Origin of the sequence: Arthrobacter sp. Soil763 (assembly GCF_001428365.1) — a bacterium.
GTDB lineage: Bacteria > Actinomycetota > Actinomycetes > Actinomycetales > Micrococcaceae > Arthrobacter.
Map to the genome: position 1 here is coordinate 212,236 of NZ_LMSH01000001.1, position 26,721 is coordinate 238,956.

Below are 26,721 nucleotides of genomic sequence, written 5' to 3' on the forward strand. Positions count from 1 at the left end.
TGCGCCCTCCCGCACGGGACTTCCGGCACTGGGCAGCCGGCGCGGCCGGGCGTCCGATGGAACCATGACGGCAGGAACCGAACCTTCCACACGCTGGCCGGTCATCCGCAAGGATCCGGGCAGCTTCCGGGTCCGGCCCAACCTGGTGGACTACGAGGCGGCACGCGCCGCCTTTTCGTGGGAGGACGCCCGCCGCGAACTCACCGGCCTTCCGTCCGGCCGGGGTCTGAACATCGGCTATGAGGCTGCCGATCGGCACGTCGCCGCGGGGCACGGCGGCCGCGAAGCGCTGCGCTTCGTCCGGGCCGACGGGACCACGCATGCGCTGAGCTACGCCCAGCTGGCGGAGCAGAGCAGCCGGTTCGCCGCCGTGCTGCGCAGCCTAGGTGTCGGCCGCGGTGACCGCGTGTTTTCCCTCGCGGGCCGCAGCCCGGCCCTGTACCTCGCGATGCTCGGAACATTCAAGAACGCGAGCGTCTTCTGCCCCCTGTTCTCAGCATTCGGGCCGGAGCCGGTCCGGCAGCGCCTGCAGCTCGGAACGGGCCGAGCGCTGGTCACCACCCGGGCGCTCTACCGGCGGAAAGTCGCCCCGCTCCGTGGCTCGCTCCCCGAGCTCCGGCACGTGCTGCTGACCGACGCCGACGGCGACCCGGAGCCGGGAACCCTGGACCTCGCCGCCCTCCTGCGCGCGGCGCCGCCGGATTCGGAGATCGCCGCGACGCAGCCCTCGGACATGGCCCTGCTGCACTTCACGTCCGGGACCACCGGGACACCCAAGGGCGCCATCCACGTGCACGACGCCATCACCGCCCACCACGCGACCGGAACGTTCGCGCTGGACCTGCATCCGGAGGACATCTACTGGTGCACCGCCGACCCGGGCTGGGTGACCGGAACCTCGTACGGCGTGCTCGCCCCGCTCAGCCACGGCGTGACCAGCATCGTGGATGAGGAGGAGATGGACGCGGACCGCTGGTACCGGATCCTCGCCGGGCAGCGCGTCAGCGTCTGGTACACCGCGCCCACCGCCCTGCGGATGCTGATGAAGGCCGGGGCGGAGCGGGCCGCGGGCCACGACCTGTCCGCCCTGCGCTTCGTCGCCAGCGTGGGCGAACCGCTCAACCCGGAGGTGGTGGTGTGGGGCCAGGAGGCCTTTGGCCAGCCGGTGCATGACAACTGGTGGCAGACCGAAACCGGCGGCATCATGGTCTCCAACTTCGCCGCCACCGAGATCCGGCCCGGTTCCATGGGCCGGCCGCTGCCCGGCATCGACGCCGCCCTGGTGGCCCGCGACGAGCAGGACAAACCCGTGGTCCGGGACGGGCAGGCAGTGCTGGTCACCGCGCCGGACACCATGGGCGAGCTCGCGCTGCGGCCGGGCTGGCCCTCGATGTTCCGCGGCTACCTGCACGAGGAGGAGCGCTACCGCAAGTGCTTCGCCGGCGGCTGGTACCTCACCGGCGACCTCGCCAAGCGCGACGCCGACGGCTATTACTGGTTCGTCGGCCGGGGCGACGACGTCATCAAATCCTCGGGGCACCTGATCGGCCCGTTCGAGGTGGAGAGCTCGCTGATGGAGCACGAGGCAGTGGCGGAGGCCGGGGTGATCGGTGTCCCGGACCCGGTAGCCGGCGAGGTGGTCAAGGCGTTCGTGGAGCTGCGGCCGGGCTGGGAGCCGTCCGAGGAACTGCAGCTGGACATCATCGGGTTCGCCCGCAAACGGCTGGGGCCCGCGGTGGCGCCGCGGCTGCTGGACTTCACCACGGCACTGCCCAAGACCCGGAGCGGGAAAATCCTGCGGCGGCTGCTGAAGGCCCGGGAACTGGGCCTTCCGGAAGGCGACACCTCCACCATCGAGTCCCCGCCGGGCACGGCGCCCCAGCCTGGGACGCCGGAATGAGCGGCCCGCTGGCCCCACCGCCGCAACCGCTGGACCCTGCGCACGGACGGCACCTGCTGCTGCAGATGCTGCGCGTGCGCCGGCTCGAGGAAAAATGCGTCGAGCTCTACAGCGCCGCCAAGATCCGCGGCTTCCTGCACGTCTACATCGGTGAGGAGGCCGTGGCCGCCGGGGTACTGGGGACGCTCGGCCCGGACGACGCCGTCGTCGCCACCTACCGGGAGCACGGCCACGCGCTGCTCCGCGGCGTGTCCGCCGGGGCGATCCTGGCCGAAATGTACGGCCTCGTGGAAGGCTGCTGCCGCGGCAGGGGCGGATCCATGCACCTCTTCGACGCCGCCACCCGTTTCTTCGGCGGGAACGCCATCGTCGCCGGAGGCCTGCCGCTCGCCGTCGGCATGGCGCTGGCGGACAAGATGGCCGGCCGCAACCGCGTCACCGCCTGTTTCTTCGGCGAGGGGGCAGTCGCCGAAGGCGAGTTCCACGAGAGCCTCAACCTCGCCGCCCTGTGGCAGCTGCCGGTGCTGTTCTGCTGCGAGAACAACCTCTACGCGATGGGCACCGCGCTGGGCCGGTCCGAATCGCAGACGGACATCGCGTTGAAGGCCGCCGGCTACGAGATCTCGGCCTGGGCCGTGGACGGGATGGACGTGCTGGCCGTCGAGGAGGCTGCCCGCCGGGCGGTGGACGCGGTCCGGTCCGGCGGCGGACCGCACTTCCTGGAACTGCGCACCTACCGGTTCCGCGCGCACTCGATGTTCGACCCGGAGCGGTACCGGGAAAAGGAAGAGGTGGCGCGCTGGCTGGAGCGCGATCCCATCACCCTGCTGCGGACCGCCCTTGAGTCCGCGGGCCACCTGCCGGAGCCGGAATGGCGCCGGCTGCAGTCCGACGCCGATGCCGAGGTCGCGGCCGGCGTCGATTTCGCGGAGGCCGGCACGCCCGAACCGCTCGCGGACCTGACGCGGTTCGTCTACAGCGAGCCGGGCTCGCACGACGGCGGGTCCCGGCCATGAAATCCAGCTACCGGGAAGCGCTGCGGGCAGGGATCCGCGACGCGCTGCAGCGCGACGACCGGGTCTTCCTGATGGGCGAGGACGTCGGCGCCTACGGCGGTTCCTTTGCGGTCAGCCTGGGCCTGCTTGAGGAGTTCGGCCCGGAACGTATCAGGGACACGCCGCTGTCCGAGTCCGGGTTCGTGGGCGCCGGAATCGGTGCCGCGCTCGGCGGGATGCGCCCGATCGTGGAAATCATGACCGTGAACTTCAGCCTGCTGGCCCTCGACCAGCTCGTGAACAACGCCGCGTCGCTGCTGCACATGTCCGGCGGCCAGTTCCACGTGCCGCTCGTGGTCCGGACGACCACCGGAGCCGGCCGCCAGCTCGGCGCCCAACATTCGCACAGCCTGGAGGGCTGGTACGCGCACATCCCGGGGCTGCGGATCCTGGCCCCCGCCACCCTCGAGGATGCACGAGGGATGCTGTGGACGGCCCTGGAGGACCCGGACCCGGTCCTGATCTTCGAACACGGCTCGCTCTACAACGTCCCGGGAGAGCTGGCCGAGGACGCCGGCGCGGTGGACATCACCAGCGCCGCCATCCGCCGGCCCGGCACGGCCGTCACGCTGATCACCTACGGCGGGACGCTCCCACTCACCCTCGAGGCCGCCGAACAGCTCGCCGGCGAGGGCATCGACGCCGAGGTGCTGGACCTGCGCAGCCTGCGGCCGCTCGACGACGCAACCATCCTCGCGTCGGTGGCCAAAACGCACCGTGCCGTGGTGGTCGACGAGGGCTGGCGCAGCGGCAGCATTTCCGCCGAAATCAGCGCCCGGATCAGCGAACGGCTGTTCTTCGAGCTGGACGCACCGGTGGGCCGGGTCTGCAGCGCCGAGGTGCCGATCCCGTACTCCAAGCACCTCGAACTGGCCGCGCTCCCCTCCGCCGCCCGGGTGGTCGAGGCGGCCCGGGAGGCGGTCGGAGCGGGTGGGTGATTTCCTGATGCCCTCCCTGGGCGCGGACATGGAACACGGGAAGATCGTCGAGTGGCTGGTCAAACCTGGCGACTACGTCCGCCGCGGAGACCTCGTGGCCGTCGTGGACACAGACAAGACCGTGATGGACGTCGAGTCCTTCCAGGAAGGCGTGGTGGCGGACCTGCTGGTGGACATCGGCGAGACGGTACCGGTGGGGACGCCGCTGGCCCGGATCACCGCGACCCCGGCCGAGGTGGGGGCCCCGGGAGAAGCGCCCCTGCCGCGGCCAGCCACTCCGGCAGCGTTGGGTGAGGCACCCGCTCCGGCCGCGGAGAAGCCGGCTGCGGGCCCGGCCACGGTAGCCGGGGCGCCTGCTTCGGAGGCCCGAGAGGCGGCGCCGGAAGCCCCTCCACCCAGCGCGTCTGCGGCAGCTCCCCCCGTCGCGCCGCCGGTCCGGCACCTTGCGCACCGCCTCGGCGTCGACACCGGGCGGATCCACGGCACCGGCCGGGGCGGCGCGGTGACCCGCGCCGACGTGGAGCATGCCGCTGCTGCCCGGCCGGTGGCGCGGGTGCGCTCATCCCCCCGGGCCAGGCGGCTCGCCGCGGACCTTGGCATCGAACTTTCCGCGCTCTCCGGCACGGGGCCGGAGGGCGCGGTGACCGTGACGGATGTGCAGCAGGCCGCAGCCCGGCAGGCGGAGGCCACTCCCCCGGCAAGCGCCCGGCGGGAAGTCCCACCCCCGGCGGAAGCGGCCGGCCCTGCTGCGGTCCCGTTTCCTGCCGAGGCGGCTGCACCCTCCCCCTCGCCCGCGGAGACGGCGGGGACGCCGCCGGAAGCCGCCGGCCGCGTCGCCAGCTTGCGCCGCGCCATCGGGTCACTGATGTCCCGTTCGAAAAAGACCATCCCGCACTATTACCTCAGCACTACCCTGGATCTGCGCGCGGCCGTCGGCTGGATGCAGTCGGTCAACGCCCAGCGGCCGGTGGCGGCCCGGCTGGTCCCGTCGGCGCTCCTGCTCAAGGCCACGGCCCTCGCGGCCATGGACGTCCCCGAAATCAACGGTTTCTACGAGGACGGCGCGCACCGGCCCAGCGCAACGGTCCACCTCGGCGTCGCCGTGGCTCTGCGTCGGGGCGGGCTGGTCGCCCCAGCGCTCCACAACGCCCAGACACTGCCCGTTGATGAGCTGATGGAGCAGCTGCGCGACCTGGTCGGCCGGGCGCGGGCGGGACGGCTGCAGCGCGCGGAGATGGCGGACCCCACCCTGACCGTGACGAACCTCGGCGACCTGGGCGTGGACAGTGTCTTCGGGGTGATCTACCCGCCGCAGGTGGCGATGGTCGGCTTCGGCCGCGTGCTGGACCAGCCCTGGGCGGAGAACGGCATGCTGGGCGTCCGGCCCGCCGTCGTCGCCACGCTCTCCGCCGACCACCGGGTCAGCGACGGCCTGCGCGGCGCCCGCTTCCTGGCACGGATTGACGAGCTGCTGCAAAAACCCGAAGACCTGTGACGACCAGCCGGGCTGCGGAACCGGCCGACCCGAAGGACGGAGACACCATGAACGAACAGGACGCCCGCGCGGCGGTCCGGGCCGCGCTCGGCAAGGTCGCCCCGGATGTGGACCTGGACGATGTCGACGGCGGGGCCCGGCTCCGCCAGGATCTGGAACTCGACTCGCTGGACTTCCTGCGACTGGTGCAGACCATCGACACCGCCACCGGGGTAGACATACCGGAGCGGGACTACCCGGCCGTGGCCACCGTGGACGGACTGGTCAACTACCTCGCCGCCCACGGCTGAGCCGCATTCCTGCTCCATAACTGCCGTTATCGGGGTCCAGCAGGACCGTCTCGGGCAACCGCCGGGTCAGTGCCGCGCTCAGGGTTGCGGCTGCGGCCTGGGCTCGGCGCGGCGGGCGAAGGCCGGGGCGTGCTCGGGCCGCGGGCCGAAGGCGATGAACCGCGGGATGATGCTGCGGACCGCCGGCACGTTCCGGGCCAGGAAGAGCGCTGCGGCGGGAAACCTGGAGCGTTTGCCGGCCATGATCGGGCCGAAGACGGCCCGGTGCATCAGCCGCTGGCCCGTCTGCACGACGACGGTGGGAAACCGCCGGCGTCGTTCGACGCGGCGCAGGTCCGCCGGGGCGACCCGGCCCCGGAGCAGGGCGGGGGCCAGGATGGCCGCCGTCGCCGCCGCGTCCTGGATGGCGAGGTTGATGCCGACGCCGCCCGCCGGGGACATCGCGTGAGCGGCGTCGCCGATGCACAGCAGGCCGTTAATGTGCCACGACAGAAGCCGATCCAGCCGGACGTCGAGCCAGTGCAGGTCCTCGAGGGAACCGATGGCGTCCATCCGGTCGGCGAGATCGGGGCGGAGCGCCGCGATCCGGCGCCGGAATCCCTCGACGCCCTCAGCCCTGATCCTCGCGCCGGCGTTCTTCGGGGCGAGATAGCCCATCTGGTAGTAGTCTGTGCGGCTCAGGGCGACCAGCGCTTCCCCGGGACCGAACGCCGGAATCAGCCCGGCCACCGGACCGGTTTCGGCCTGGTGCCGGGGCAGCCGGAACCACCAGGTGTCGAACGGCACCGGGTACTCCTTGGGCGCCAGCCCGGCCGCGTCACGAAGTAAGGAATGGCGGCCGTCCGTGGCCACCACCAGGTCAGCCTCCAGTGCGTCCTCGCTGCCGTCAGGGGTTCGGAAGCGGATCCCCCGGACCCGGCCGCCGTCGCGGACCAGCCCGGTGACCGTGTGGCTCATCAAGAGGGTGAATCCCGGTTCCTCTGCGGCAGCGGCGGCCAGGAAGTTCAGGAAATCCCACTGCGGCATCATGGCGATGTAGTTGTAGGGCGGACGCAGCGCGTCGAAGTCGCCCATGGTGACCGGACGGCCGCCGGGAACCGGAAAGACGACGCTTTGCAGCCGGCTCTGCGGCAGCCGCCGGAACTCCTGCCCGAGGCCGAGTTCGTCAATGAGCCGGATGGTCGACGGGTGGACCGTGTCGCCGCGGAAGTCGCGCAGGAAGTCTGCGTGCTTCTCCAGCACGGTCACCTGAACCCCGGCCCGGGCCAGCAAGAGGCCCAGCATCAGCCCGGCCGGGCCGCCGCCCACCACCACGCATCCGGTCTTCTCCATGGCCTAACGCTACGCCTGCCGGCCATGCCGCGGGAGGGGTTTGCGCGGCCGTTCCGGACGTGGGCTGCCGGTTAGGACAGGCGCCGCTCCGGACAGGCGCACCCGTTCCGGACAAAGGCTGCCGGTGCGGACTGGCGCACCCCGGGCCCGGGCCGCGCCTGTCCGGAACGGCAGCGTAGATCCGTTAGCGCCGCGCAATCCGACTCCGGAGCCGCGCTGAAGCCGAAGCCGAAGCCGAAGCCGATCACCGGCCGAGCCCACCGGGCAAGGGGGGGCAACAGTTGAGCCTGATTGACACCGCTGGCTAGGCTTTGAGGCATGCGTGAACTCCAGGCGAAGATCATTGACGAAATGGGCGTCCAGCCCCGGATCGATCCTGCCGAGGAGGTGCGCAAACGCGTCACGTTCCTGAAGGACTACCTGAAGGCCAGCCACACCAAGGGTTTCGTCCTGGGGATCTCCGGCGGCCTCGATTCCTCGCTGGCCGGGCGGCTGGCCCAGCTGGCTGTCGAGGAGCTCGACGCCGAGGGCATTGAGGCGAATTTCGTGGCGGTGCGGCTGCCGTACGGCGTGCAGCACGACGAGGCCGACGCCCAGGCCGCGCTGGACTTCATCCGCGCCAAGACCGAATGGACCTTCAACATCTCCGCCGCCGTGGACGGTTTCGAGGACGAATTCGAGAAGACGGTCGGCAACGGAATCTCCGATTTCCACAAGGGCAACACCAAGGCCCGGACCCGCATGATCGCCCAGTACGCCCTGGCCGGCGAGCACAACTACCTGGTCATCGGCACCGATCACGGAGCCGAGTCCGTCACCGGGTTCTTCACCAAGTACGGCGACGGCGGCGCGGACATCCTGCCGCTGTTTGGCCTGAACAAGCGCCAGAACCGGGCCCTGCTTGCCGAGCTCGGCGCGCCGGCCCGGGTTTGGGAGAAGGTGCCGACGGCGGACCTGCTCGACGGCCAGCCCGGCCGCACCGACGAGGACGAACTCGGCCTGAGCTACGACACGATCGACGACTACCTTGAGGGCCGCGAAATCCCCGAGGCCGCGGCCGAGTCGATCGAGCAGAAGTACCTGCGGACCCGGCACAAGCGCACGGTCCCGGTCACCATTTTCGACACCTGGTGGAAGCAGTAACCCGCCCCTAGTGGTCGGACGGCCCGGCGGCTGCAAACGAGATGCCGGCGGACGGCCGGGTCGGCTGCCCGGCCGCCCTGACGGCTCAGGCGCCCTGCAGCTGCAGGGAGATCCGGTGCGCTTCTTCCATCAGCAGCCGGCCCAGGGTATCCCGGCGGTCTGCGCGGAAACGGGGTTCAATGCCGGTCAGGGACAGTGCCCAGGCGGGCCGGCCGCGCTGGTCGAACACGGCGGCACCCATCCCCCAACTGCCTTCGAGCACCAGCCCGGGGTTGACCGAGTAGCCTGCCTGCCGGGTCGCTTCGAGGTTGGCGCGGACCACGTCCGCGGTGTGCGCGGCGGCGAAAGTGCCGGCGTGGGCGGCCCAGCCCGCGAGCAGTTCCTCCTGTTCGGCGTCGGGCAGGAAAGCCATGATGGCGGTACCGGCTGAGGCCACGCCGAGGGGAAAGCGGACCCCCTCATGCAGCACGAAGGACCGCACCGGGAAACTGCCCTCCTCGCGGAGCAGGCACACCGTCTCGGCGCCGCGGCGGATGGAGAAGAAGGCGCTCTCGCCGGTCTCCTCCGCAAGGCGGCGCAGGCTGGGCCGGGCGATGTCCTCAAGCGGGAAGCGCGCCGAGGCTACCGATCCCATCAGCAGGATTTCCGGGCCCAGGACCCAGTTGCCGCTTCCGGGATCCTGGTCGAGCAGTCCTTCGGCAGCCAGGGAGGTCAACAGCCGGTGCGCGGTGGGCCGGGTGAGGCCGGATTCGCGGACCAGCTCCACCAGCGGGGAGCCTTCCGGCTTGCGCCCGACGATCCTCAGCAGGGCCGCCGCCCGGCTCACCACCTGGGCTCCCTGAACCGGGGCAGACGTCATCTGGGCTCCTATCGGACGGCTAAATCAATCGTTGTATCCACATTATGGACGGTATGACGTGTCACGTCCACACTGTAAAAACAGCCCGGATATCCATTGATTTCCGCGTTGACAGTGCTCCACGCCACACCATAGGCTCCTTCTTCAGGCAGACAGTCCACAAAGTGGATGCCGGCACCGCGGCCAGGCCGCACCTGCCGGAGACTTCACGGCTCAATGAGGAGATCCATATGTCAAAGGTGAAATCCGGCGCGACAGCTGCGCTGCAGGACGTGTTGCGGGACGGTATGACGCTCGCGGTGGGCGGGTTCGGCCTCAGCGGCATCCCCGCGGACCTGATCGAGGCCGTGCGGGACTCCGGCGTCAAGGACCTGACCGTCGTTTCCAACAACATGGGCGTGGACGGCAAGGGCCTTGGCGTACTGATCGAGGCGGGCCAGGTCCGCAAGGTCATTGCATCCTATGTGGGCGAAAACAAGCTCTTCGCCGAGCAGTACCTCGCCGGCAAGCTCGAGGTCGAGTTCACCCCGCAGGGCACCCTCGCCGAGCGGCTGCGCGCCGGCGGCGCCGGTATCCCGGCGTTCTACACCAAGACCGGCGTCGGCACCCTCGTCGCCGAAGGCAAGCCGCTGGCGGAGTTCGACGGCGAAACGTACGTCCAGGAGCGCGCCATCAAGGCCGACGTCGCGCTGGTCCACGCGCACACCGCCGACACCGACGGCAACCTCATCTACCGCTACACCGCACAGAACTTCAACCCGGTGGTAGCCACGGCCGGGGCCGTCACGGTTGCCGAAGCCGAAGTGATCGTCGAACCCGGGGACCTGGACCCGAACCACATCGTCACCCCCGGCGTCTTCGTCCAGCGGCTGGTCCAGGCCAGCGACCGGGTCAAGGACATCGAACAGCGCACCGTCCGGCCCCGCGCCGAAGCATCCGAGGCGTCCGAAACAGCCGCCGCCGTCGCCGTCTGACCAGGCCTGAGCGCCACCACCCTTACTTTTCAGGAGAATCATCATGGCTTGGACCCGCAATGAAATGGCCGCCATCGCGGCCGAAGAACTCAACGACGGCGACTACGTCAACCTCGGCATCGGCATCCCGACGCTCGTCGCCAACAACCTGCGCGAGGGCGTGCGCGTGGTGCTGCAGAGCGAGAACGGCCTGCTCGGCATGGGCCCCTTCCCCTATGAGGGCGAGGAGGACGCGGACCTGATCAACGCCGGCAAGCAGACCGTCACGGTCCTGCCCGGCGGCAGCATCTTCGACTCCGCCACCTCCTTCGGCATGATCCGCGGCGGCCACGTCAAGGTCGCGATCCTCGGCGCCATGCAGGTCTCCGGCGCCGGCGACCTGGCCAACTGGACCATCCCGGGCAAGATGGTCAAGGGCATGGGCGGCGCCATGGACCTCGTGGCCGGCACCCCGCGCGTCGTGGTCCTCACCGAACACAACGCCAAGGACGGCACCGCGAAGATCGTCAAGGAATGCAGCCTGCCGCTGACCGGTCTGAGCTGCGTGGACCGCATCATCAGCGACCTGGCGGTGTTCGACCTCGTGAAACCCGAGGACGGAACGGGCCACCGGCGGCTCACGCTCACCCGGCTCGCCCCCGGCGTCACCGTGGCGGAAATCCGCGAAAAGACGGAGGCGGAGTTCGACGTCGACCCCTCCCTCGAAGCAACCGGCACCGCAGACTCGCAGTCCGACAGCCTGGAAGGAGCCACGGCATGAGCCTCAAGGACCAGTTCGGCAAGGACGTCCTGCTCACCGGCTGGGGCCACAGCCGGTTCGGCAAGCTCACGGACGAGACCCTGGAGTCCCTGATCGTGCAGGTCGCCACCGAGGCGATCGGCAACGCCGGGATCGAACCCGGCCAAATCGACGAAATCTACGTCGGCCAGTTCAACTCCGGCATGATGCCGCTGGCGTTCCCGTCCTCGCTGGCGCTGCAGGTCTCCGAGCAGCTCGCCAACGTGCCCTCGACCCGGGTCGAGAACGCGTGCGCCTCCGGCTCCGCCGCCTTCCAGCAGGGCACCAAGTCGCTGCTGGCCGGTACGGCCAAGACCGTCCTGGTGATCGGCGCCGAAAAGATGACCCAGGCCGGGGCCGACGTCGTGGGCGCGGCCCTGCTCGGCGCCGACTACGACATGGCCGGCAAGCCCTCCAGCACCGGCTTCACCGGCCTCTTCGCCGAGGTGGCCAAGCACTACGAGAAGCGCTACGGCCCTGTCTCGGACGTGCTCGGCACGATCGCGGCGAAGAACCACCGGAACGGTGTGGACAACCCCTACGCCCAGCTCCGCAAGGACCTCGGCGAAGAGTTCTGCCAGACGGTCTCGGACAAGAACCCGATGGTCGCCGACCCGCTGCGGCGCACCGACTGCTCCCCGGTCTCCGACGGCGCCGCCGCCGTCGTGCTGTCCGTCGCGCCCACCGACGGCGCCACCGCCCCGGTCCGCCTGGCCGGGTTCGGCCAGGCGAACGACTTCTTCCCGACCCACCGCCGCGACCCCACCGCCTTCGCCGCGACCCGCGCGTCCTGGCAGCGGGCTTTGGGCATGGCCGGCGTCGGGCTGGAGGACCTGGACTTCGCCGAGGTCCACGACTGCTTCACGATCGCAGAACTGCTGATGTATGAGGCGATCGGCCTGACCGAACCGGGGCAGGGCGCCCGGGCGGTCAAGGAGGGCTGGGTCTTCAAGGACGGCAAGCTGCCGATCAACGCCTCCGGCGGGCTCAAGGCCAAGGGCCACCCGGTCGGCGCCACCGGAGTTTCGCAGCACGTCATCGCCGCGATGCAGCTCACCGGCACCGCCGGGGACATGCAGCTCGCGGCCCCGCGGCGCGCCGCGGTGCAGAACATGGGCGGCGTCGGCATTGCGAACTATGTCAGCGTGCTTGAAGCCGTCTGAGTCCGAGCCCGCCGAACTGGTCTGGGCCACCAACTGGCTCGGCCTGCCCGCCGGTGCACCCGTCACGGTGCGCCGGCCGGGCCGCGCCCCGGTCGGCGCCACCGTGGAACTCGCCACACCGGACGGGAAGATTCTCTGGGTGCGGTACCGGGCCACGTCCGAGCGCGTCATGCTGCACAAGGCCGACGGAACCCAGGTCTGGTGTGACGCGCCCCGTGCCTGAGTCCAGCATCGAACACGTGGCTGATCTGCTGTTCCGGGACCTGCAGTACCTGAAAGCCCGCAGCGTGGAGCGCTGCGTCACCGAGGTGGCCGGATACCGCAGCGTGGCGGAGGCAGACATCAGCTCCTCCGTCGAACAAAACCTGCGGATGGCGATCCAGGCCGTGAAATCCGGAATCGTGCCGGAGTCCTCACAGCTCACGCTGGAGGCGAGGGTGGCGCAGGTCCGGTTCCACCAGGGCATGCGGATCGAGGATGTGATGCGCGGCTACCGCCTGTCGATGGCGGTGATCCAAGACCGCTTCATCGACGTCGCCCAGGAGCTGCGGCTCGGCGACCGCGAGGTCCTTGCAGCCCACCGTGTGCTCTGGGGCGTCAGCGACTCCTACACCGCCGCACTGGTCGACTCCTACCGGGAAATCAGTGTCCAGCGAGCGGTGCGGGACCATGAGCTGCGCCAGGGATATCTGCGCGCGGTGCTGGCCGGAACACTGACCGGTGCGGAACTGGTGTCCCGTTCCGCCGACTTCGGGATCGATCCGTGCCGGGAGTTCCGAGCCCTGCGGGCCCGCCCGCACGGCGGGACCTCCCCGGATGAGCTGCTCAGCGCGCTGGTGGCGCCGCTGCCCGGCGGCGACGGCGTGCTCACCGTCATCGCCGGCGACGTCGTCGGCTTCGTGACGGCCAAACCCCGCGGCGACGGCCTGGCCGCGACGGTCGCCGTGGGGCCGGAGCGCACGTTGGCGGAGCTGGCTCGGTCCGACGCCGTCGCGGACCGGATCTTCGCTGCTGCCTGGCGGCGTCCGCACGGCGGCTCGTTCAGCCTTGAAGATCTGACCTGGCGGACGGCGGCCGGCGACCCGGACGTCACCGAGGTCCTGCACCGGCGCTATCTTGCGCCATTCGCCGACGACGCCGAGTTCGGCCTGATCGTGCTGGACTCCGTCCGCCACTACCTCGCCAACGACCGCCGGATCTCAGCCGCCGCCAAGGCCCTGTCCGTCCACGAGAACACGCTGCGTTACCGGCTGCAGAAGTTTGAGCAGCTCACCGGCGCGCGGCTCGACGCCACAGAGACCCTCGTGGAGCTGTGCTGGGCCTTCGAAGGCTGTCAGGACCGGGCCGCCGCCGCAGGCGGCACCCTGTTGTAGAAATCCACAACGGCCCATCGAATCCCTTTGAGCTGGCTCCATGTTCGGGGCCGGGGCGCCTCCGTAACGTGGTCTGCATCACAGCCGGACGAACTGCTGATTCCTGCGCCCCGTCGGGCCCGGACGATGCGGCACCCCTCGTCCGGACCCATCGGATCTGGGAGTCACCGGATGAGCGTTATCACCGCAGCACCGCCCGTCAGCAGGACCCGCCAACTCGCGGCCGCCACGGTCGGCAACATCGTCGAATGGTTCGACTGGTACGTCTATTCCATGCTGGCGCTGTACTTCTCCAGCCAGTTCTTCCCCAAGACCGGCGATCCCGTCGTCCCGCTGCTCAGCGCCATGGCAATCTTCGCCGTCGGCTTCTTCATGCGGCCGCTCGGCGGCCTGCTCGGCGGCATGGTGGCAGACCGCCTCGGCCGAAAGAAGGCGCTGACCGCGACCGTCATGCTGATGGGCGTGGGCAGCCTGCTGGTCGCCGTCGCCCCGACATACGATCAGGTCGGAGTGCTGTCCCCGGTCCTGCTGGTGCTGGCCCGGCTCCTGCAGGGCCTGTCCACCGGCGGCGAATTTGCCGCCTCCTCCACCTTCCTGGTGGAGTCGGCCCCGGAAGGTCGCCGCGGCTTCTTCTCGAGCTTCCTTTACATCGGCGCAACGCTCGGGAACGTGGTGGCGATCGCTTCCGTGGCGTTGCTCGTCGCGGTGCTGCCGGACGCGGCGATGCACGAGTGGGGCTGGCGGATCCCGTTCGCCATCGGGACGCTCGGAGCGGTGGCCGGGCTGTTCATCCGGCGCTTCGCCGAAGAGACTCTCACGGTCCCGGACGACGGCGACCCGTCGACGCCGGCGAGCGCCAAGGCCGCGCGGCCTTCGGCGTTTGAGTTCATCCGCACGCACCCGAAGGAATGCCTGCTGGTGTTTGCCATCAACGCCGCACCGACACTGTTCTTCTACGTCTTCTCCTCCTACCTGCCCACCTACGCGCACCTCACCGTCGGCTTTGACATGAAGAACGCGCTCTTCGTCGGCCTGATTTCGCTGACGTACTTCGCCATCCTGCAGCCGCTGATGGGCATCCTCTCGGACCGGATCGGCCGCAAGCCGCTGCTGCTGGCGTTTGGCGGCGGCTTCACGCTGCTGACCATTCCCCTGCTCAACGCACTGCAGAACAGCTTCCTGTCGCTGCTGCTGGTCCAGATGGCCGCGCTGACGCTGCTGGCCTGCTACACGTCCATCACCTCGGCCGTGATGTGCGAGCTCTTTCCCGCACGCATCCGAGCGGCCGGCATCGGGCTGCCCTACGCCCTGGGCGTGGCGCTGGTTGGCGGCACCGGCCCGTACGTGGCGACCTGGCTGGCCGACGCCAAGATGATCGACGCCTTCGGCTGGTACCTGACCATCCTCGCCGCGATCACCACGGTGGTCTTCCTGCGGATCAAGGAAAGCTACAAGACGGGGCTGCCCCAGTGAGCGCGATTGGATTCTTCGACCGCGGCTGGAACTGCCACCCGGACGGGGTGGCCTATGTCCAGGAGAACACCACCTACACCTTCACCGAAGCCGGTGAACTCTCCTGCCGGATCGCCAATGCGCTGCTGGACGCGGGACTCTCGCCCGAGGCCAAAGTCGCTGTGCTCTCACCGAACGACCCCCTTGCCTGGATCTGCGTGCTCGGAATCTGGCGCTCCGGGCTTACCTGGATCCCGGCCAACCCGGCGAGCCCAGCAGGCGAAACGGCGCAGCTGCTGGCCGGCTTCGACGCCGAACTGGTGATCTTCCACGCCGGCCTCGACGACGCCGTGCTGAAGCTGCAGGACCGGCTGCCGGCTGTCCGGCAGTGGGTCCGCTTCGGCGAGGGCCCCGGAGCCGACGCAGGTGCCGCTCCGGTGTCCGGAGCGGTTCCCTTCAGCGAGTGGGTTGCCGCCCAGCCGGCGACAAAACCCGCCGTCGAGAATTTCCCGGACGACGTGGTCTCGCTGGCCCCGACCGGCGGCACCACGGGCTTGCCCAAAGGCGTAATGAACACGAACCGCAGCCTGTCAGCCTTCGTGACGCACCTGATGATGGCGGCCCATTACGGCTCCGAAGACGCGGTGGTGAATCTTGCCGCGGCACCCATGACCCACACAGCGGGTCTGCTGAGCCTCGCCGCGACGGCGCGCGGCGGGACGGTGGTAGTGCTTCCCAGGGCCCACCCGCACGCCGTCCTCGACGCCATCGAGAAGTATGCGGTGACCGACCTGTTCCTGCCCCCCACGGTGATCTACCGGCTCCTGGAAGTACTGAAGGAGCAACCGAGGGACCTCTCCTCGCTGCACTACCTGATTTACGGCGCGGCACCCATGTCGGTCGAGAAGCTGCGCCAGGCGCTGACCGCGATCGGACCGGTGATGATGGAACTCTACGGACAGATGGAGGCGCCCGCCTCGGTGACGTTCCTGCGCCCGGACGAGCACTTCGTCGCGGGTGAAATCGCCCCCGATTCCCGGCTCTCCTCCTGCGGGCGGCCGTACCCGCTGGTCCAGGTGGAGATCCGCGACGACGACGGCCGCGCCCTTCCCGCCGGAACGCCCGGCGAGATCTGCGTCCGCGGCGACCTGGTCATGAAGGGGTACTACAAGAATCCGGCACAGACTGCCCAGGCCCTGCAGGACGGCTGGCTGCACACCGGCGACATCGGTTTTTTCGACCAGGAGGGCTACCTGCACCTCACCGACCGGCGGCGGGACCTGATCATCTCCGGCGGCTTCAACGTCTACCCCAGCGAAGTCGAGCAGGTCATCTGGGGCCACCCGGCGGTGCGCGACTGCGCCGTGGTCGGCTCCCCGCACCCCGACTGGGGCGAAGCGGTCACCGCCGTCGTCGAACTCAATGAGGGCTGCGCCGTCACGGAGGCGGAAATCATTGCCCTGTGCAAGCAGGAACTTGGCAGCGTCAGGGCGCCAAAGACCGTGCAGCTGGTGCCGGCCCTGCCGCGCAGCGTCAACGGGAAGGTCCTGAAAAAGAACATCCGCGAAACCTTTTGGCGCAACGAAACATCAAGAATCTAGGAGAACAGCAATGACGAATCGACTGCAGGGAAAGATCGCCCTCGTGGTGGGGGCCGGCTCCAGCGCCCCGGGCATGGGCAACGGCAAGGCAACGGCCATCGCCTTCGCCCGCGAAGGAGCCACCGTCGTGTGCACCGACGTCAACGAGGCCGCAGCCAAGGAGACCGAAAACCTGATCACGGCCGAGGGCGGCCAGGCCCGGCATCTGGCCTTCGACGTCACGGACTCCGCCGCCGTCGGCCGCGCCGTGGCGTCCGTCATCGAGGAATTCGGCCGGATCGATATCCTCGACAACAACGTCGGCATCGCCAAGGTGGGCGGCGTGGTGGAACTGGACGAGGCCGAGTGGGACAGGGTCCACGCCATCAACCTCAAAGGTCCCTTCCTCACCATGAAGCACGTCATCCCGCACATGGTCGCCCAGGGCGGCGGTTCCATCATCAACATCTCGTCGCTGGCGGGCATCCGCTGGACCGGAGTGCCCTACTCCACCTACTACTCCTCCAAGGCGGCGCTGAACCACCTCACCCGCACGACGGCGGCGGAGTACGCGGCGAAGCACGTCCGGATCAACGCCATCCTCCCGGGCCTGATGGAAACACCGTTTGTCACCGAATCCGCCGAGCTGGCCGGCGCCTACGCGGCCGGACAACGTGAGGAAATGCTGAAGAAGCGGCACGCGCAGGTGCCCATGGGGCACATGGGCACGGCCTGGGACGTAGCGAACGCGGCGGTCTTCCTCGCCAGCGAGGAATCCGCCTACATCACCGGTATCGAGCTGCGGGTCGACGGCGGCATTTCGCTGGGCTTCTAAACCAACGCGGGGTCAGCGCCCGGGACTAGACTCGATTCCATTCCATTCAGCATCAGGCGAGGAGTCCCCATGCGCGCCACCATCATCCACGGCCCCGGCGATATCCGGGTCGAAGACCGCGACTATCCCACCGTGCAGCAGCCCACCGACGCCGTCGTAAAGGTCACGGCCGCCTGCGTCTGCGGCTCGGACCTGTGGCCCTACCGCGGCGTGCGGCCCACGCACGAGCCGCGCGCCATCGGCCACGAGTTCATCGGCATTGTCGAGAGCATCGGCGAGGCCGTCACCGGACTGGCCGTGGGCGACCTGGTGATCGCACCGTTCGTGGTCAGCTGCGGCGAGTGCCCGCAGTGCCGCAACGGCGTCACCGTCGCCTGCGACCGCCTGGCCGGCTGGGGCGGCAAGGACGACGCCGGGCTGCCGATCGACGGGGCCCAGGGGCAGGCGGTGCGGGTGCCGCTCGCCGACGCGACCCTGGTCAAGGTTCCGGGCGTCACCGAGCCCGACGACGCGCTGCGCGCCAGCCTGCTGACCCTTTCCGATGTCATGGCCACCGGCCACCACGCCGCGCTGGCCGCGAAGGTCGGTCCAGGCCGGAGCGTCGTCGTGGTGGGCGACGGCGCCGTGGGCCTGTGCGGGGTCCTGGCGGCTCGTCGGCTCGGCGCGGAACGGATCATCGCCATGTCCCGGCACGCGGACCGCCAGTCGATCGCCCGGGAATTCGGTGCCACGGACATCGTCGAGGAGCGCGGCGAGGACGGCGTCGCCAAGGTCCGCGAGCTCCTCGGCGGGGTGCTGGCAGACTCCGTGCTTGAATGCGTCGGCACTGCCGAGTCGATGGAGCAGGCGCTGCACAGCGTCCGGCCCGGCGGCGCGCTCGGGTTCGTCGGCGTCCCCACCGGCGGCGGCGGCGTCCCGCTGCGCTACCTCTTTGACACCAACATCTCGGTGGGCGGCGGGATGGCCCCGGCCCGCACGTACATCCCCGAACTGCTCGCCGACGTGCTCGACGGCAGCATCAATCCCGGCCGGGTCTTCGACGTCGTCATGCCGCTGGAGGATGCCGCCGAAGCCTACCGGGCCATGGACGAACGGCGCGCCATCAAGGTGCTGCTGACGCCCTGACCGGCAGGGCCGGTGTGCCCTTGCACTGCCGGACCGGGCGGGTCTAGCGTGAGCCGCATCAGCACCCGCAGCCGTCAAGGAGCCGTCATGGCCAGGTTTGTGCAGATCATCGAATTCCAGTCCTCCCGCATCGAGGAGATCGAGGCGCTCGGCAGGCCGTCGCGGACCGACGGGGACACCGCCCCGACCTTCCGCCGGATCCTCGCCACGGCCGACCGTGACCGGCCCGGCAGCTATTACACCATCGTGGAGTTCGACTCCTACGAGTCCGCCATGGAGAACTCCGGCCGGCCGGAAACCTCCGAGTTCGCGGCCCGCATGGCAGCGCTCTGCGATGCTCCGCCGGTGTTCCGCAACCTCGACGTCCTCTGGGAGGACGCCGGCGACGGTCCGGCCGCCTAGGCTCCGGACCGTGCGCACCGAGCCGGACGGCCCGCCGCCGGACCCCGCTGCCACCGCACCCCTCCTGCTGGAACTGGACGGGCGCCGCACGACGCCGCTGGGGCTGGTGGGCGGCAAGGCCCTGAACCTGGGCCGGCTCACCGCGGCCGGCTTCCCGGTCCCCCGCGGCTTCTGCCTCACCACCGCCGCCTACTTGCTGGCGGTCCCGCCGGGCCTGGCCGAGCTGGCCGCCCGGCTCGACGGGGCGGAAAGCCCTGAGCGACCGGAGCAGCTGGCCGAGCGCGCCCGCCAGCTGATCCTGGCCGCGCCGGTTCCCGCCGCCGTCGAGGATGCGGTGCGCGTTGCCTGCACCGCCCTGGGCCGGGAGGCCGCCGTCGCGGTGCGCTCCTCGGCCACCGCGGAGGACCTGCCCTTCGCCAGCTTCGCCGGACAGCAGGACTCGTTCCTGGACGTCGCCGGCGCCGACGCGGTCCTCGACGCCGTCCGCCGCTGCTGGGCGTCGCTGTGGAGCGACCGCGCGGTGGCCTACCGCTCCGCCAACGGCATCAGCCACCGCAGCGTCACCCTCGCCGTCGTCATCCAGCGTATGGTCGACGCCGCCAGCGCCGGCGTACTCTTCACCGCCAACCCGCTGACCGGCACCCGGACCCAGACGGTGATCAACGCCAGCCGCGGGGCCGGGCAGGCAGTCGTCTCCGGTGCGGTGAACCCCGACCAGTTCACGCTTGACACCGCCACGGCCCGGATCCTGCACCGGGAGCGGGGATCTGCCGGCCCCGGGGCGGACTGGAGCATTTCCGTCCGTGAGCTGGCGGACCTGACCGTGCTGGGCAGCGCCGTGCAGCAGCTTTTCGGGACCCCGCAGGACATCGAGTGGGCCATTGACGCCGCGGGCAAGGCGTGGCTGACGCAGTCCCGGCCCATCACCACGCTGTATCCGCTGGAGGACCCGCTCTCGGCCGACCCGTCCGCGCTCAACCCGGACCCCGACGCCGGTCCCCGGGTGTACATGTGCGGGACGCTGTTCCAGGGCCTCACCCGGCCAATCACGCCGATCGGGCTGGCCGCGATGGGTGTGATGCGGAACCGCAGGGGGCCCTGGAGCTACGTCAATCCCGGCTTGCGGATGTATGTGGACGTGACCGCCATCCTGCGCAGCACGTGGGGACGCCGGTACCTGATCCGCGTGCTCCCGCTGGCGGACGGCCGGTCCGCCGCCGTGTTCCCGGAACTGCTGGCCGATCCGCGCTTTGCCGCTCCCCGGGGCGCCCGGGGCGCCCGGGGGCCGGGGCGGAAGCCGGCCCGCAAACCATCCCCTGCGTCCCGGCAGGCGCGCAGCGCCCGCGGCAGCGAAACCGGCGCCAGCGTGGCCATGATGCTGGGCCTGCTGCCCGGACTGGTAGCCGCGGCACTGCGCCCCGCGGCCGAGCTCCGCCGGGCGGAGAGCTACGGAAAACGCCTCGACGCGCAGCTGCGCCTGCCCGAGCCCGCCACCGCGCAGCAACGCCTGGAGTTCGTCGAGCGGGTCGTGGACCGGAACATCGACGCCCTGATCCGGGCCACCCTGGCCGGGCCGTCCGTCGGCTACATCATGCTGGCCGTCGCCCGGAGGCTGTTGCGGGGCATCGCCGCGCCCCGGGAACTGGAGGCGGTGCTCCGCGGGCTGCCGCACAACGTGACCACCGAGATGGACCTGGAGCTCTGGCGGCTGGCAGTCGAGATCGGCTCGGAGCCCGCCGCACGGGAGGCGTTCCTGTCCCGGGAGCCCGCGGCCCTCGCCGCCGCCTACCGTGACGGGACGCTGCCGGAACCGGCGCAGGCCGGAGTCCGGCGGTTCCTCGCCCGGTACGGCCACCGCGCCGTGGCCGAGATCGACCTCGGCATGCCCCGCTGGTCCGAGGAGCCGGACCACATCCTCGGAATGATCTCCAACTACCTGCGGGTGGAAGACCCCGAGCAGGCCCCGGACCGGCAGTTCCGCCGCGCCGCCGAGCACGCGGAGGAACGGATTCGCAGCCTGGTGCAGCGTGCGGCCGCCCGCGGGAAATGGCGCGCGCGGCTCCTGGAACGCTCCCTCCGGCAGGTCCGGGAGCTGTCCGGGATGCGGGAGCTGCCCAAGTTTTACATCGTGAAGATCCTGGGCGAAATGCACCGCCAGCTCCTGCTGATCGGCGCCGACCTGGAGCGCACCGGCGTCATCGCCGCCGCCGGCGACGTGTTCTTCCTGGACTTCGCGGAACTCCGGATCGGCCTGCGCGGAGCGTCGCTGCGGCCGCTCGTCGCCGAACGCCGCGGACTCTACGACGTCGAACTGCGGCGGCGGCGGATCCCGCGCCTGCTGCTCTCCGACGGAACCGACGTCGAAGCCGCCGCGATGGCGAAGGCGCCGCCGTCGGACGCCTTGGCCGGCACCCCTGCCTCGGCCGGGACCGCGACCGGGACCGTCCGGGTGGTCCTTGACCCGGTAGGGGCCCGGCTGGAGCCCGGCGAGATCCTCGTGGCCCCGTCGACGGACCCTGGCTGGACCCCGTTGTTCATGACCGCCGGAGCGCTGGTCATGGAGATGGGCGGCGTCATCTCCCACGGCGCCGTTGTCGCCCGCGAGTACGGCATCCCGGCGGTGGTGGGTCTGCCGGAAGCCACGTTGCGGCTCCGCACCGGGCAACGGGTCACCGTGGACGGGGCCGCCGGGACCGTCAGGGTGTTGCCCGACGAGGCGCCAGCAGGGCAGGGCAGGCTGCCCTCACCGAAATAGCACGGCCGTGCCAGATAGAATGGCGGTATGACCCAGGCGCTCCAGCCCTCCTCCCGACCCTCCTTCGCGTTCGGCCTGGCGCGCCGGGCGCGCGGGGTCCTGCGCCGGGTTCCGGTCTGGGCCTGGCGGGCCCTGATGCGTGCGTTGGGTCCCGGCGAGGAGGCCCGCTTCAACGCCGACCCCGTCACCGGCGTCGACTACTTCCACGACATCGACTTTGTCGGCGACGGGATCCGGGCGCACCGCCTGGACGTGATCGCGCCGGCCGGTGCGGCGGAGAGCGGCGGGGCCCTGCCGGTTTACGTCTACTTCCACGGCGGCGGCTGGACCTCCGGGGACAAGGCACCGCTGACCAAGTACTGCGCCAGCCAGGCCCTTGGCGGAATGGTGGCGGTCAATGTGAACTACCGCAGGGCACCGCGTTTCCACATGGGCCATGTGCTGCAGGACGCCGACGCGGCCCTGGCTTGGGTCCGGGACAACATCGCCGGCTACGGCGGGGACCCCGGCCGCATCGTCCTGGGCGGCGACTCGGCCGGCGGGCAGATCGCGGCGCTGCTGGCCGCCGCCAGCTTCCATCCCGAGCTCTCCGGCCACCACGGGCTGGTCCCGGCAACCCCGGCCGCCAGCCTGCGCGGGCTGGTGCAGCACTGCAGCGTCACGGATTTCTCGGTGTTTTTCGAGAAAGGTTTCGTCCTGAGCCTGAACTTCGTCCGGATGCTGCTGCCCACGGCCGGCCGGTCCCGGGCCGCGCAGCTGCGCGCGGCCGCGGCGTACCTGTCCCCGATTGAGTGGCTCGATTCCCGCTTCCCGCCGGTCTTCGTGTCCACCTCGGAACGCGACTTTTTCTACACCGCGAACCTGAACTTCATCGAACGCCTGCGGCGGCACAGGGTGCACGTCGACACCCTGATCTACGGCTGGGACGCACCCAACACGGAACACACCTGGCAGCAGGACTCCCGCCACCCGGAATCCCAGGAGGTCTACCGCCGGCTGCAGGCCTTCGTCCGCCGCGTCGCCGGAGCCTAGGGCCCGCACCGCCGCGCCGGCGGCTATCTTTAGTCCATGGCGTCAACAGGCCGCCGTCTTCCAGGCGCACCGGAGCCCGACCCCGAGGTCTTCGGGTCGGGGCTCATCGACGAGGCTGCCCGGCTGGACGCCGCCCTCGACGACGTCGACTGGTTCGCCCCGCCGCCCGGCGCGGTCCGCGGCGAATTCCAGGCCCCCAGCGGCACCCTCGCGACGCTGTCCATGGGCGACCCGGCCCATCCCCGGGTACTGCTCATTCCGGGCGCCACCGGTTCCAAGGAGGATTTCTCGCTGATGCTGCCGCAGCTCGCCGCGGCCGGTTACTTCGTGCTCAGCTGCGACATCGCCGGCCAGTACGAATCCTCCGGGGCCGGGCCCGAACACCTCCACCCGCCGCGGAAACACTACGACTACCCGCTCTTCACGGCCGACCTCATCGCCCTGCTGGAGGCCGGGGGCGGCGCGGCGCACGTCGTCGGCTATTCCTTCGCGGCCATCGTGGCCCAGCTCGGGTTCGCGCAGCGGCCGGAACTGTTCCGCAGCCTGACGCTGCTCAGCTGCCCGCCCGAGCCCGGGAACAGTTTCCGCGGTGTCCAGCGGATCGGACGGTTCAGCGGCTGGGCCAGCCCCCGGGTCGGCGCCGCGCTGATGATCCTTGGCATCCGCAGCAACGTGGTCCGGGTCGCGCCCAACCGGATGCGCTTCGTCCGCCACCGCTTCGGCTTCACCCGCCGGTCCTCGGTGAGCGATATCTTCGGGCTCATGCAGCACGCCCCGGACCTCAGGCCGGTCCTCGCCGCGGCATCCCTGCCGAAGTTCGTCGCCGTCGGCGAACACGACCTGTGGCCGCTGGCCCTGCACCGGCGTTTCGCACAGGCGATCGGCGCCAGGATCGCGGTCTACCGGGGCGGCCACAGCCCGAGCGAAACGTCGCCGCACCAGATGAGCCGGGACCTGATCGCGCTGTACGCCGGTTAGGCGCCCGGCCCGCGCCGCTGGCGGCGCTCCCACTGCCGGCGCCGGCGGCGGCGCCGCAGCGGCGGGTCCGCGGCGAACTCGACGCCGAACGTCGTCCACGCCATGGAGAGCCGGCGGCCGACGTCGTGCCGGGTCGCGAAGGGCCGCGCCGAGACGCCGACCCGCAGCGTGGGGTCGTAGACCACAGTCACCTCCGGCGGGAGCTGGTAGGAGATGTCCAGGTCGTCGTGCACCGGGGGCAGGCCGCGGTGCACCCGGCCCCTGATCCGTTCCCAGACTCCGGCCCGCAGGGCGAAATTCGAACCGAACAACGGTTTGTGCCCCAGCAGCAGCCCGATCGCCCAGAAGTAGCCGGCGATGTACACGCGGCGGCCCACCCACCGGGCCGCCCGGGTCCCGCCGTAGAAGTCCCCGGGCCCGGTCACTGCCGCCAGCGGACCGGCCCCGGCGAGGATCGACTCGACCCGTTCCAGCCAGTCCGGAGGCGGGACGGAGTCGGTGTCGAGGCGGGCGATGACCTCCGAAGCCGCAGCGTCGAAACCGCAGGCGGTGGCGGCGGCAATGCCGGGCAGGTCGACGGGAATCCGCCGCACCCCGGCGGCGGCGCAAACCGCGGCGGTGGAGTCCGTGCTGCCGTTGTCCACCACGATCACTTCATCGGCACGGCGGCTCTGCCGGGCCAGGGCCTCGAGGCATCCCGCCAGCAGCCCGGCATCATTCCGGGTCGGAATTACCACCGAAATTGTCGACATGGTGAGCCGACTATAGCCCCTGACCGGGCGTAACTCCCGTGCTTTGGCTCTTGCACGCGGGCCCGGCGACCCGTACGTTGGGGACAGCGGACGAATGTCTCCGCAGCCGTTGGCCTCGCGTGGCCGCCGGAGAGCAGCGTTTCAGAAGGATAAAGGCATGGCTACAGGCACAGTTAAATGGTTCAACGCCGAAAAGGGTTTTGGCTTCATTGCCCCGGATGACGGGTCGGCCGACGTTTTCGCCCACTACTCGGCAATCGCCACCAGCGGCTACCGCTCGCTGGACGAGAACCAGAAGGTCGAGTTCGACGTCACCCAGGGCCCGAAGGGCCCGCAGGCTGAGAACATCCGCCCGCTCTAAGCTCCCAGGAAAGCCCGGCCTGCCGGAACACTTCTCCTAGAAGACCACGCAACCCCTCCGGAAGAATCCTTCCGGAGGGGTTGCGCGTGTTCAGCCCACGTGGACCCACGGCCGGCGGGTCACGTCCGGCTCGGCTTCGCGCAACACCTCCCGCGTGACCGGCGCGATCTCGCCTTCGCCGAACGCGAGGAAGCGCAGCAGGTTGGTCAGCGGATTTCCCTCGGTCCAGCGGAAGTAGATGTGCGGCATCAGCCCGGTCACATCCCGGATGTGCAGCAGGACCGAGGCGATCGTGTTGGGCACCACGGGCCCGTGCACTTCCAGGATCCGGTAGCCGTGCCGTGTGATGCCCCGAACTTCGAGTTCGGTTTCGAAGTCCGAGGAGTCGTCCACGACGACCTCAAGAAACAGCGCCCGGTAGTCCAGCGGCAGATGGCTGACCGCGATCGCCGACTCGAGCTTCTGCCGGTAGGCCTCCGGGCTCAGGCGCAGCGGCTCGTGCGCGACAAGCCGCAGCGGCCCGTCCAGTTCATCGGACATGAACTCGAGCGCCTGTCGGTCCAGGTGGACATGGGTGGCATGCAGTTCGAAGGAGCGCCGGGCGCGGGAGAGCAGGGAGATCACGATGATCCCGAGGATGAAGATCGACGCAATCCGGATGCCCTCGGGGCGTTCGATGATGTTGGCGATGGTGGTGTAAATGAACACGACCGCGATGACGCCGAAGCCGATGGTGCGCTTGCCCTGCCGTTTGCGGCGGGCCGACAAGGTCACCGCCACGGCGGCGGAGGTCATCAGCACCAGCACGCCGGTGGCGTACGCGCCGCCCTGGGCGTCGACGTCGGCCTCGAAGAGCCAGGTGATCAGGAACCCGATCAGGGTGAAGACCAGCACGAGCGGCCGCACGGCCCGGGCCCAGCCGGGGGCCATGCCGTAGCGGGGCAGGTAGCGCGGCACAAGGTTGAGCAGCCCGGCCATCGCGGAAGCGCCGGCAAACCACAGGATCGCGATGGTGGAGATGTCGTAGACCGTGCCGAACCCGACCCCGAGGTATTCATGGGCCAGGAAGGCCAGGGCGCGGCCGTTGGCCTGGCCGCCCGGCTGGAACTCCGCCTCCGGGATGAGCACGACGGTGCTGAAGCTGCTCAGGAGCAGGAAACTGCTCATGATCAGGGCGGCGGTGGTCAACAGCTTGCGCGCGCCCTGGATGCGGCCGGCGGGATAGTCCTCGGTGTCGCCCGCCTGTCCGCGGATTTGGGGCATGACGGCGACGCCGGTCTCGAAGCCGGAGAGGCCCAGGGCGAGCTTGGGGAAGACCAGCAGGGCGAAGCCGACCGCCAGCAGCGGGTTTCCGTGTGAAGTGGAAATGGCCTGCCACCAGTTGCCCACGGCCAGCGGCTGGTTCAGCACCTCCCACAGCGACGCGGCCACCACCACGACGTTCAGGCCCAGGTAGAGCCCCACGATCACGACGGCGACGCCGATCGCCTCCTTGAACCCGCGCAGGAACACGGCCCCGAGCAGGGCCAGGAGCAGCAGGGTGAGGGGGACGGTCTGGCCCTGCAGCCACGACGGCGCTACCGGGTTCTGCACCAGGTGCGCCGTGGCGTCGGCGGCGGAGAGCGTCATGGTGATCATGAAGTCGGTCGCGGCGAAGCCGAGCAGCACCAGGACCAGCAGCTTCCCGCCCCAGCGCGGCATCAGGCGTTCCAGCATGGCGATGGAGCCCTCACCGCGGTGGCTTTCACCGGCGACGCGGCGGTACACCGGCAGGGCGCCGAGCAGGGTGATGGCCACCAGCACCAGGGTCGCCAGTGGCGAGATCACCCCGGCGGCGAGCGCGGCAATGGCCGGCTGGTAGCCCAGGGTGGAGAAGTAGTCGACGCCGGTCAAGCACATAACCTGCCACCAGCTGTGCTTCTTTTCGTGGGCCGTGGGCACGCCGCCCGGGCCTTGGTGGGCGCCCTTGCTGTCCTGGAGCCCAACCAGCAGCCAGTCCCGCAGCGTGGCCCGCCGTCGGGTCTTCAGCGCTGACGGATCGGCCGGCGGCCTGCTCAGGGTGGTCATGTGTTTCCTTTCCTCGCGGCGCCTCCCGGGCGGGCGGACGCCGGGCATCGCCCTCAATTGCGAAGCTAGCAGCGCGCATCGC

At 70.2% G+C, this 26,721-nt stretch carries 24 protein-coding genes; 20 read left to right on the forward strand and 4 right to left on the reverse strand.

What is annotated here, in order from left to right; translation table 11 throughout:
* The first annotated feature begins 64 nt into the window (after positions 1 to 64).
* The 5 genes from acsA to ASG71_RS00985 are packed head-to-tail and all read left to right on the forward strand — an operon-like array spanning position 65 to position 5,678.
* Positions 65 to 1,900, forward strand: coding sequence for an acetate--CoA ligase (gene acsA / locus ASG71_RS00965; protein ID WP_056736204.1), 1,836 nt, complete (start codon positions 65 to 67; stop codon positions 1,898 to 1,900).
* The gene (pdhA, locus tag ASG71_RS00970) at positions 1,897 to 2,916 is read left to right on the forward strand and encodes a pyruvate dehydrogenase (acetyl-transferring) E1 component subunit alpha (RefSeq protein WP_056736206.1); all 1,020 of its coding nucleotides are present in this window, start codon (positions 1,897 to 1,899) and stop codon (positions 2,914 to 2,916) included. Before acsA ends, pdhA begins: the two co-directional genes overlap by 4 nt.
* Positions 2,913 to 3,893 (forward strand): alpha-ketoacid dehydrogenase subunit beta, encoded by a 981-nt coding sequence (locus ASG71_RS00975; RefSeq protein WP_056736210.1) that lies wholly within the window; start codon positions 2,913 to 2,915, stop codon positions 3,891 to 3,893. Before pdhA ends, ASG71_RS00975 begins: the two co-directional genes overlap by 4 nt.
* The gene (locus tag ASG71_RS00980) at positions 3,886 to 5,388 is read left to right on the forward strand and encodes a 2-oxo acid dehydrogenase subunit E2 (protein ID WP_056736212.1); all 1,503 of its coding nucleotides are present in this window, start codon (positions 3,886 to 3,888) and stop codon (positions 5,386 to 5,388) included. Before ASG71_RS00975 ends, ASG71_RS00980 begins: the two co-directional genes overlap by 8 nt.
* A 47-nt stretch (positions 5,389 to 5,435) precedes the next feature.
* A complete protein-coding gene (locus tag ASG71_RS00985; RefSeq protein ID WP_056737157.1) occupies positions 5,436 to 5,678 on the forward strand; it encodes an acyl carrier protein in 243 nt (80 codons plus the stop codon).
* Positions 5,679 to 5,756: 78 nt separating this feature from the next.
* Here the strand turns inward: ASG71_RS00985 and ASG71_RS00990 are convergent, their stop codons facing one another.
* Positions 5,757 to 7,010, reverse strand: coding sequence for an FAD-dependent oxidoreductase (locus tag ASG71_RS00990; protein ID WP_056736214.1), 1,254 nt, complete (start codon positions 7,008 to 7,010; stop codon positions 5,757 to 5,759).
* 318 nt (positions 7,011 to 7,328) lie between these two features.
* Here ASG71_RS00990 and nadE point away from each other — a divergent pair, with 318 nt between their 5' ends.
* Positions 7,329 to 8,153 (forward strand): ammonia-dependent NAD(+) synthetase, encoded by an 825-nt coding sequence (gene nadE, locus ASG71_RS00995; RefSeq protein WP_056736216.1) that lies wholly within the window; start codon positions 7,329 to 7,331, stop codon positions 8,151 to 8,153.
* 85 nt (positions 8,154 to 8,238) lie between these two features.
* Here the strand turns inward: nadE and ASG71_RS01000 are convergent, their stop codons facing one another.
* A complete protein-coding gene (locus ASG71_RS01000) occupies positions 8,239 to 9,012 on the reverse strand; it encodes an IclR family transcriptional regulator (protein WP_056736218.1) in 774 nt (257 codons plus the stop codon).
* Between the two features lie 230 nt (positions 9,013 to 9,242).
* On the opposite strand from ASG71_RS01000, the gene ASG71_RS01005 reads away from it, so the two are divergent.
* From ASG71_RS01005 to ASG71_RS01065, 13 genes are all read left to right on the forward strand, one after another.
* On the forward strand, positions 9,243 to 9,986 hold the full coding sequence (locus tag ASG71_RS01005; protein WP_056736220.1) for a CoA transferase subunit A: 744 nt from the start codon (positions 9,243 to 9,245) through the stop codon (positions 9,984 to 9,986).
* A gap of 43 nt (positions 9,987 to 10,029) precedes the next feature.
* Positions 10,030 to 10,746: a CoA transferase subunit B gene (locus ASG71_RS01010; RefSeq protein ID WP_056736222.1), complete on the forward strand. Its 717-nt coding sequence runs from the start codon at positions 10,030 to 10,032 to the stop codon at positions 10,744 to 10,746.
* Positions 10,743 to 11,927, forward strand: a complete 1,185-nt coding sequence (locus tag ASG71_RS01015) for an acetyl-CoA acetyltransferase (protein ID WP_056736224.1) — start codon at positions 10,743 to 10,745, stop codon at positions 11,925 to 11,927. Before ASG71_RS01010 ends, ASG71_RS01015 begins: the two co-directional genes overlap by 4 nt.
* Positions 11,914 to 12,150 carry a hypothetical protein gene (locus ASG71_RS01020; protein ID WP_056736225.1) on the forward strand — a complete coding sequence of 79 codons (237 nt, stop codon included), beginning with the start codon at positions 11,914 to 11,916 and terminating at the stop codon, positions 12,148 to 12,150. The genes ASG71_RS01015 and ASG71_RS01020 overlap by 14 nt, the downstream gene beginning before the upstream one ends.
* Before the next feature lie 16 nt (positions 12,151 to 12,166).
* Positions 12,167 to 13,300 carry a PucR family transcriptional regulator gene (locus ASG71_RS01025; RefSeq protein ID WP_157366139.1) on the forward strand — a complete coding sequence of 378 codons (1,134 nt, stop codon included), beginning with the start codon at positions 12,167 to 12,169 and terminating at the stop codon, positions 13,298 to 13,300.
* 171 nt (positions 13,301 to 13,471) lie between these two features.
* Positions 13,472 to 14,773: an MFS transporter gene (locus ASG71_RS01030; protein WP_056736230.1), complete on the forward strand. Its 1,302-nt coding sequence runs from the start codon at positions 13,472 to 13,474 to the stop codon at positions 14,771 to 14,773.
* The gene (locus tag ASG71_RS01035; protein WP_056736232.1) at positions 14,770 to 16,353 is read left to right on the forward strand and encodes a class I adenylate-forming enzyme family protein; all 1,584 of its coding nucleotides are present in this window, start codon (positions 14,770 to 14,772) and stop codon (positions 16,351 to 16,353) included. The genes ASG71_RS01030 and ASG71_RS01035 overlap by 4 nt, the downstream gene beginning before the upstream one ends.
* 10 nt (positions 16,354 to 16,363) lie before the next feature.
* Positions 16,364 to 17,167 (forward strand): SDR family NAD(P)-dependent oxidoreductase, encoded by an 804-nt coding sequence (locus tag ASG71_RS01040; RefSeq protein ID WP_056736234.1) that lies wholly within the window; start codon positions 16,364 to 16,366, stop codon positions 17,165 to 17,167.
* A 69-nt stretch (positions 17,168 to 17,236) separates the two neighbouring features.
* On the forward strand, positions 17,237 to 18,292 hold the full coding sequence (locus ASG71_RS01045; protein WP_056736236.1) for a zinc-dependent alcohol dehydrogenase family protein: 1,056 nt from the start codon (positions 17,237 to 17,239) through the stop codon (positions 18,290 to 18,292).
* An 87-nt stretch (positions 18,293 to 18,379) separates the two neighbouring features.
* The gene (locus ASG71_RS01050) at positions 18,380 to 18,694 is read left to right on the forward strand and encodes a hypothetical protein (protein ID WP_056736238.1); all 315 of its coding nucleotides are present in this window, start codon (positions 18,380 to 18,382) and stop codon (positions 18,692 to 18,694) included.
* 10 nt (positions 18,695 to 18,704) lie between these two features.
* Positions 18,705 to 21,449: a PEP/pyruvate-binding domain-containing protein gene (locus ASG71_RS01055; protein WP_235563895.1), complete on the forward strand. Its 2,745-nt coding sequence runs from the start codon at positions 18,705 to 18,707 to the stop codon at positions 21,447 to 21,449.
* 27 nt (positions 21,450 to 21,476) lie between these two features.
* A complete protein-coding gene (locus tag ASG71_RS01060) occupies positions 21,477 to 22,481 on the forward strand; it encodes an alpha/beta hydrolase (protein WP_235563896.1) in 1,005 nt (334 codons plus the stop codon).
* Between the two features lie 36 nt (positions 22,482 to 22,517).
* Positions 22,518 to 23,459: an alpha/beta fold hydrolase gene (locus tag ASG71_RS01065; protein WP_056736240.1), complete on the forward strand. Its 942-nt coding sequence runs from the start codon at positions 22,518 to 22,520 to the stop codon at positions 23,457 to 23,459.
* Here the strand turns inward: ASG71_RS01065 and ASG71_RS01070 are convergent.
* Positions 23,456 to 24,211, reverse strand: coding sequence for a glycosyltransferase family 2 protein (locus ASG71_RS01070; protein WP_056736242.1), 756 nt, complete (start codon positions 24,209 to 24,211; stop codon positions 23,456 to 23,458). The two genes, ASG71_RS01065 and ASG71_RS01070, sit on opposite strands and share 4 nt — an antisense overlap.
* A 157-nt stretch (positions 24,212 to 24,368) precedes the next feature.
* Between ASG71_RS01070 and ASG71_RS01075 the strand changes: the two genes are divergently transcribed.
* On the forward strand, positions 24,369 to 24,572 hold the full coding sequence (locus tag ASG71_RS01075; RefSeq protein ID WP_009357211.1) for a cold-shock protein: 204 nt from the start codon (positions 24,369 to 24,371) through the stop codon (positions 24,570 to 24,572).
* A gap of 90 nt (positions 24,573 to 24,662) precedes the next feature.
* Here the strand turns inward: ASG71_RS01075 and ASG71_RS01080 are convergent, their stop codons facing one another.
* The gene (locus ASG71_RS01080) at positions 24,663 to 26,639 is read right to left on the reverse strand and encodes a hypothetical protein (RefSeq protein ID WP_056736244.1); all 1,977 of its coding nucleotides are present in this window, start codon (positions 26,637 to 26,639) and stop codon (positions 24,663 to 24,665) included.
* Positions 26,640 to 26,721 lie beyond the last annotated feature (82 nt).

Bases quoted from the DNA above. Each gene is read 5' to 3' on its own strand.
- acsA (WP_056736204.1), top strand. From the start codon at position 65: ATGACGGCAGGAACCGAACCTTCCACACGCTGGCCGGTCATCCGCAAG.
- pdhA (WP_056736206.1), top strand. From the start codon at position 1,897: ATGAGCGGCCCGCTGGCCCCACCGCCGCAACCGCTGGACCCTGCGCAC.
- ASG71_RS00975 (WP_056736210.1), top strand. From the start codon at position 2,913: ATGAAATCCAGCTACCGGGAAGCGCTGCGGGCAGGGATCCGCGACGCG.
- ASG71_RS00985 (WP_056737157.1), top strand. From the start codon at position 5,436: ATGAACGAACAGGACGCCCGCGCGGCGGTCCGGGCCGCGCTCGGCAAG.
- ASG71_RS00990 (WP_056736214.1), bottom strand. From the start codon at position 7,010: ATGGAGAAGACCGGATGCGTGGTGGTGGGCGGCGGCCCGGCCGGGCTG.
- nadE (WP_056736216.1), top strand. From the start codon at position 7,329: ATGCGTGAACTCCAGGCGAAGATCATTGACGAAATGGGCGTCCAGCCC.
- ASG71_RS01000 (WP_056736218.1), bottom strand. From the start codon at position 9,012: ATGACGTCTGCCCCGGTTCAGGGAGCCCAGGTGGTGAGCCGGGCGGCG.
- ASG71_RS01005 (WP_056736220.1), top strand. From the start codon at position 9,243: ATGTCAAAGGTGAAATCCGGCGCGACAGCTGCGCTGCAGGACGTGTTG.
- ASG71_RS01010 (WP_056736222.1), top strand. From the start codon at position 10,030: ATGGCTTGGACCCGCAATGAAATGGCCGCCATCGCGGCCGAAGAACTC.
- ASG71_RS01015 (WP_056736224.1), top strand. From the start codon at position 10,743: ATGAGCCTCAAGGACCAGTTCGGCAAGGACGTCCTGCTCACCGGCTGG.
- ASG71_RS01030 (WP_056736230.1), top strand. From the start codon at position 13,472: ATGAGCGTTATCACCGCAGCACCGCCCGTCAGCAGGACCCGCCAACTC.
- ASG71_RS01040 (WP_056736234.1), top strand. From the start codon at position 16,364: ATGACGAATCGACTGCAGGGAAAGATCGCCCTCGTGGTGGGGGCCGGC.
- ASG71_RS01045 (WP_056736236.1), top strand. From the start codon at position 17,237: ATGCGCGCCACCATCATCCACGGCCCCGGCGATATCCGGGTCGAAGAC.
- ASG71_RS01050 (WP_056736238.1), top strand. From the start codon at position 18,380: ATGGCCAGGTTTGTGCAGATCATCGAATTCCAGTCCTCCCGCATCGAG.
- ASG71_RS01060 (WP_235563896.1), top strand. From the start codon at position 21,477: ATGACCCAGGCGCTCCAGCCCTCCTCCCGACCCTCCTTCGCGTTCGGC.
- ASG71_RS01065 (WP_056736240.1), top strand. From the start codon at position 22,518: ATGGCGTCAACAGGCCGCCGTCTTCCAGGCGCACCGGAGCCCGACCCC.
- ASG71_RS01070 (WP_056736242.1), bottom strand. From the start codon at position 24,211: ATGTCGACAATTTCGGTGGTAATTCCGACCCGGAATGATGCCGGGCTG.
- ASG71_RS01075 (WP_009357211.1), top strand. From the start codon at position 24,369: ATGGCTACAGGCACAGTTAAATGGTTCAACGCCGAAAAGGGTTTTGGC.
- ASG71_RS01080 (WP_056736244.1), bottom strand. From the start codon at position 26,639: ATGACCACCCTGAGCAGGCCGCCGGCCGATCCGTCAGCGCTGAAGACC.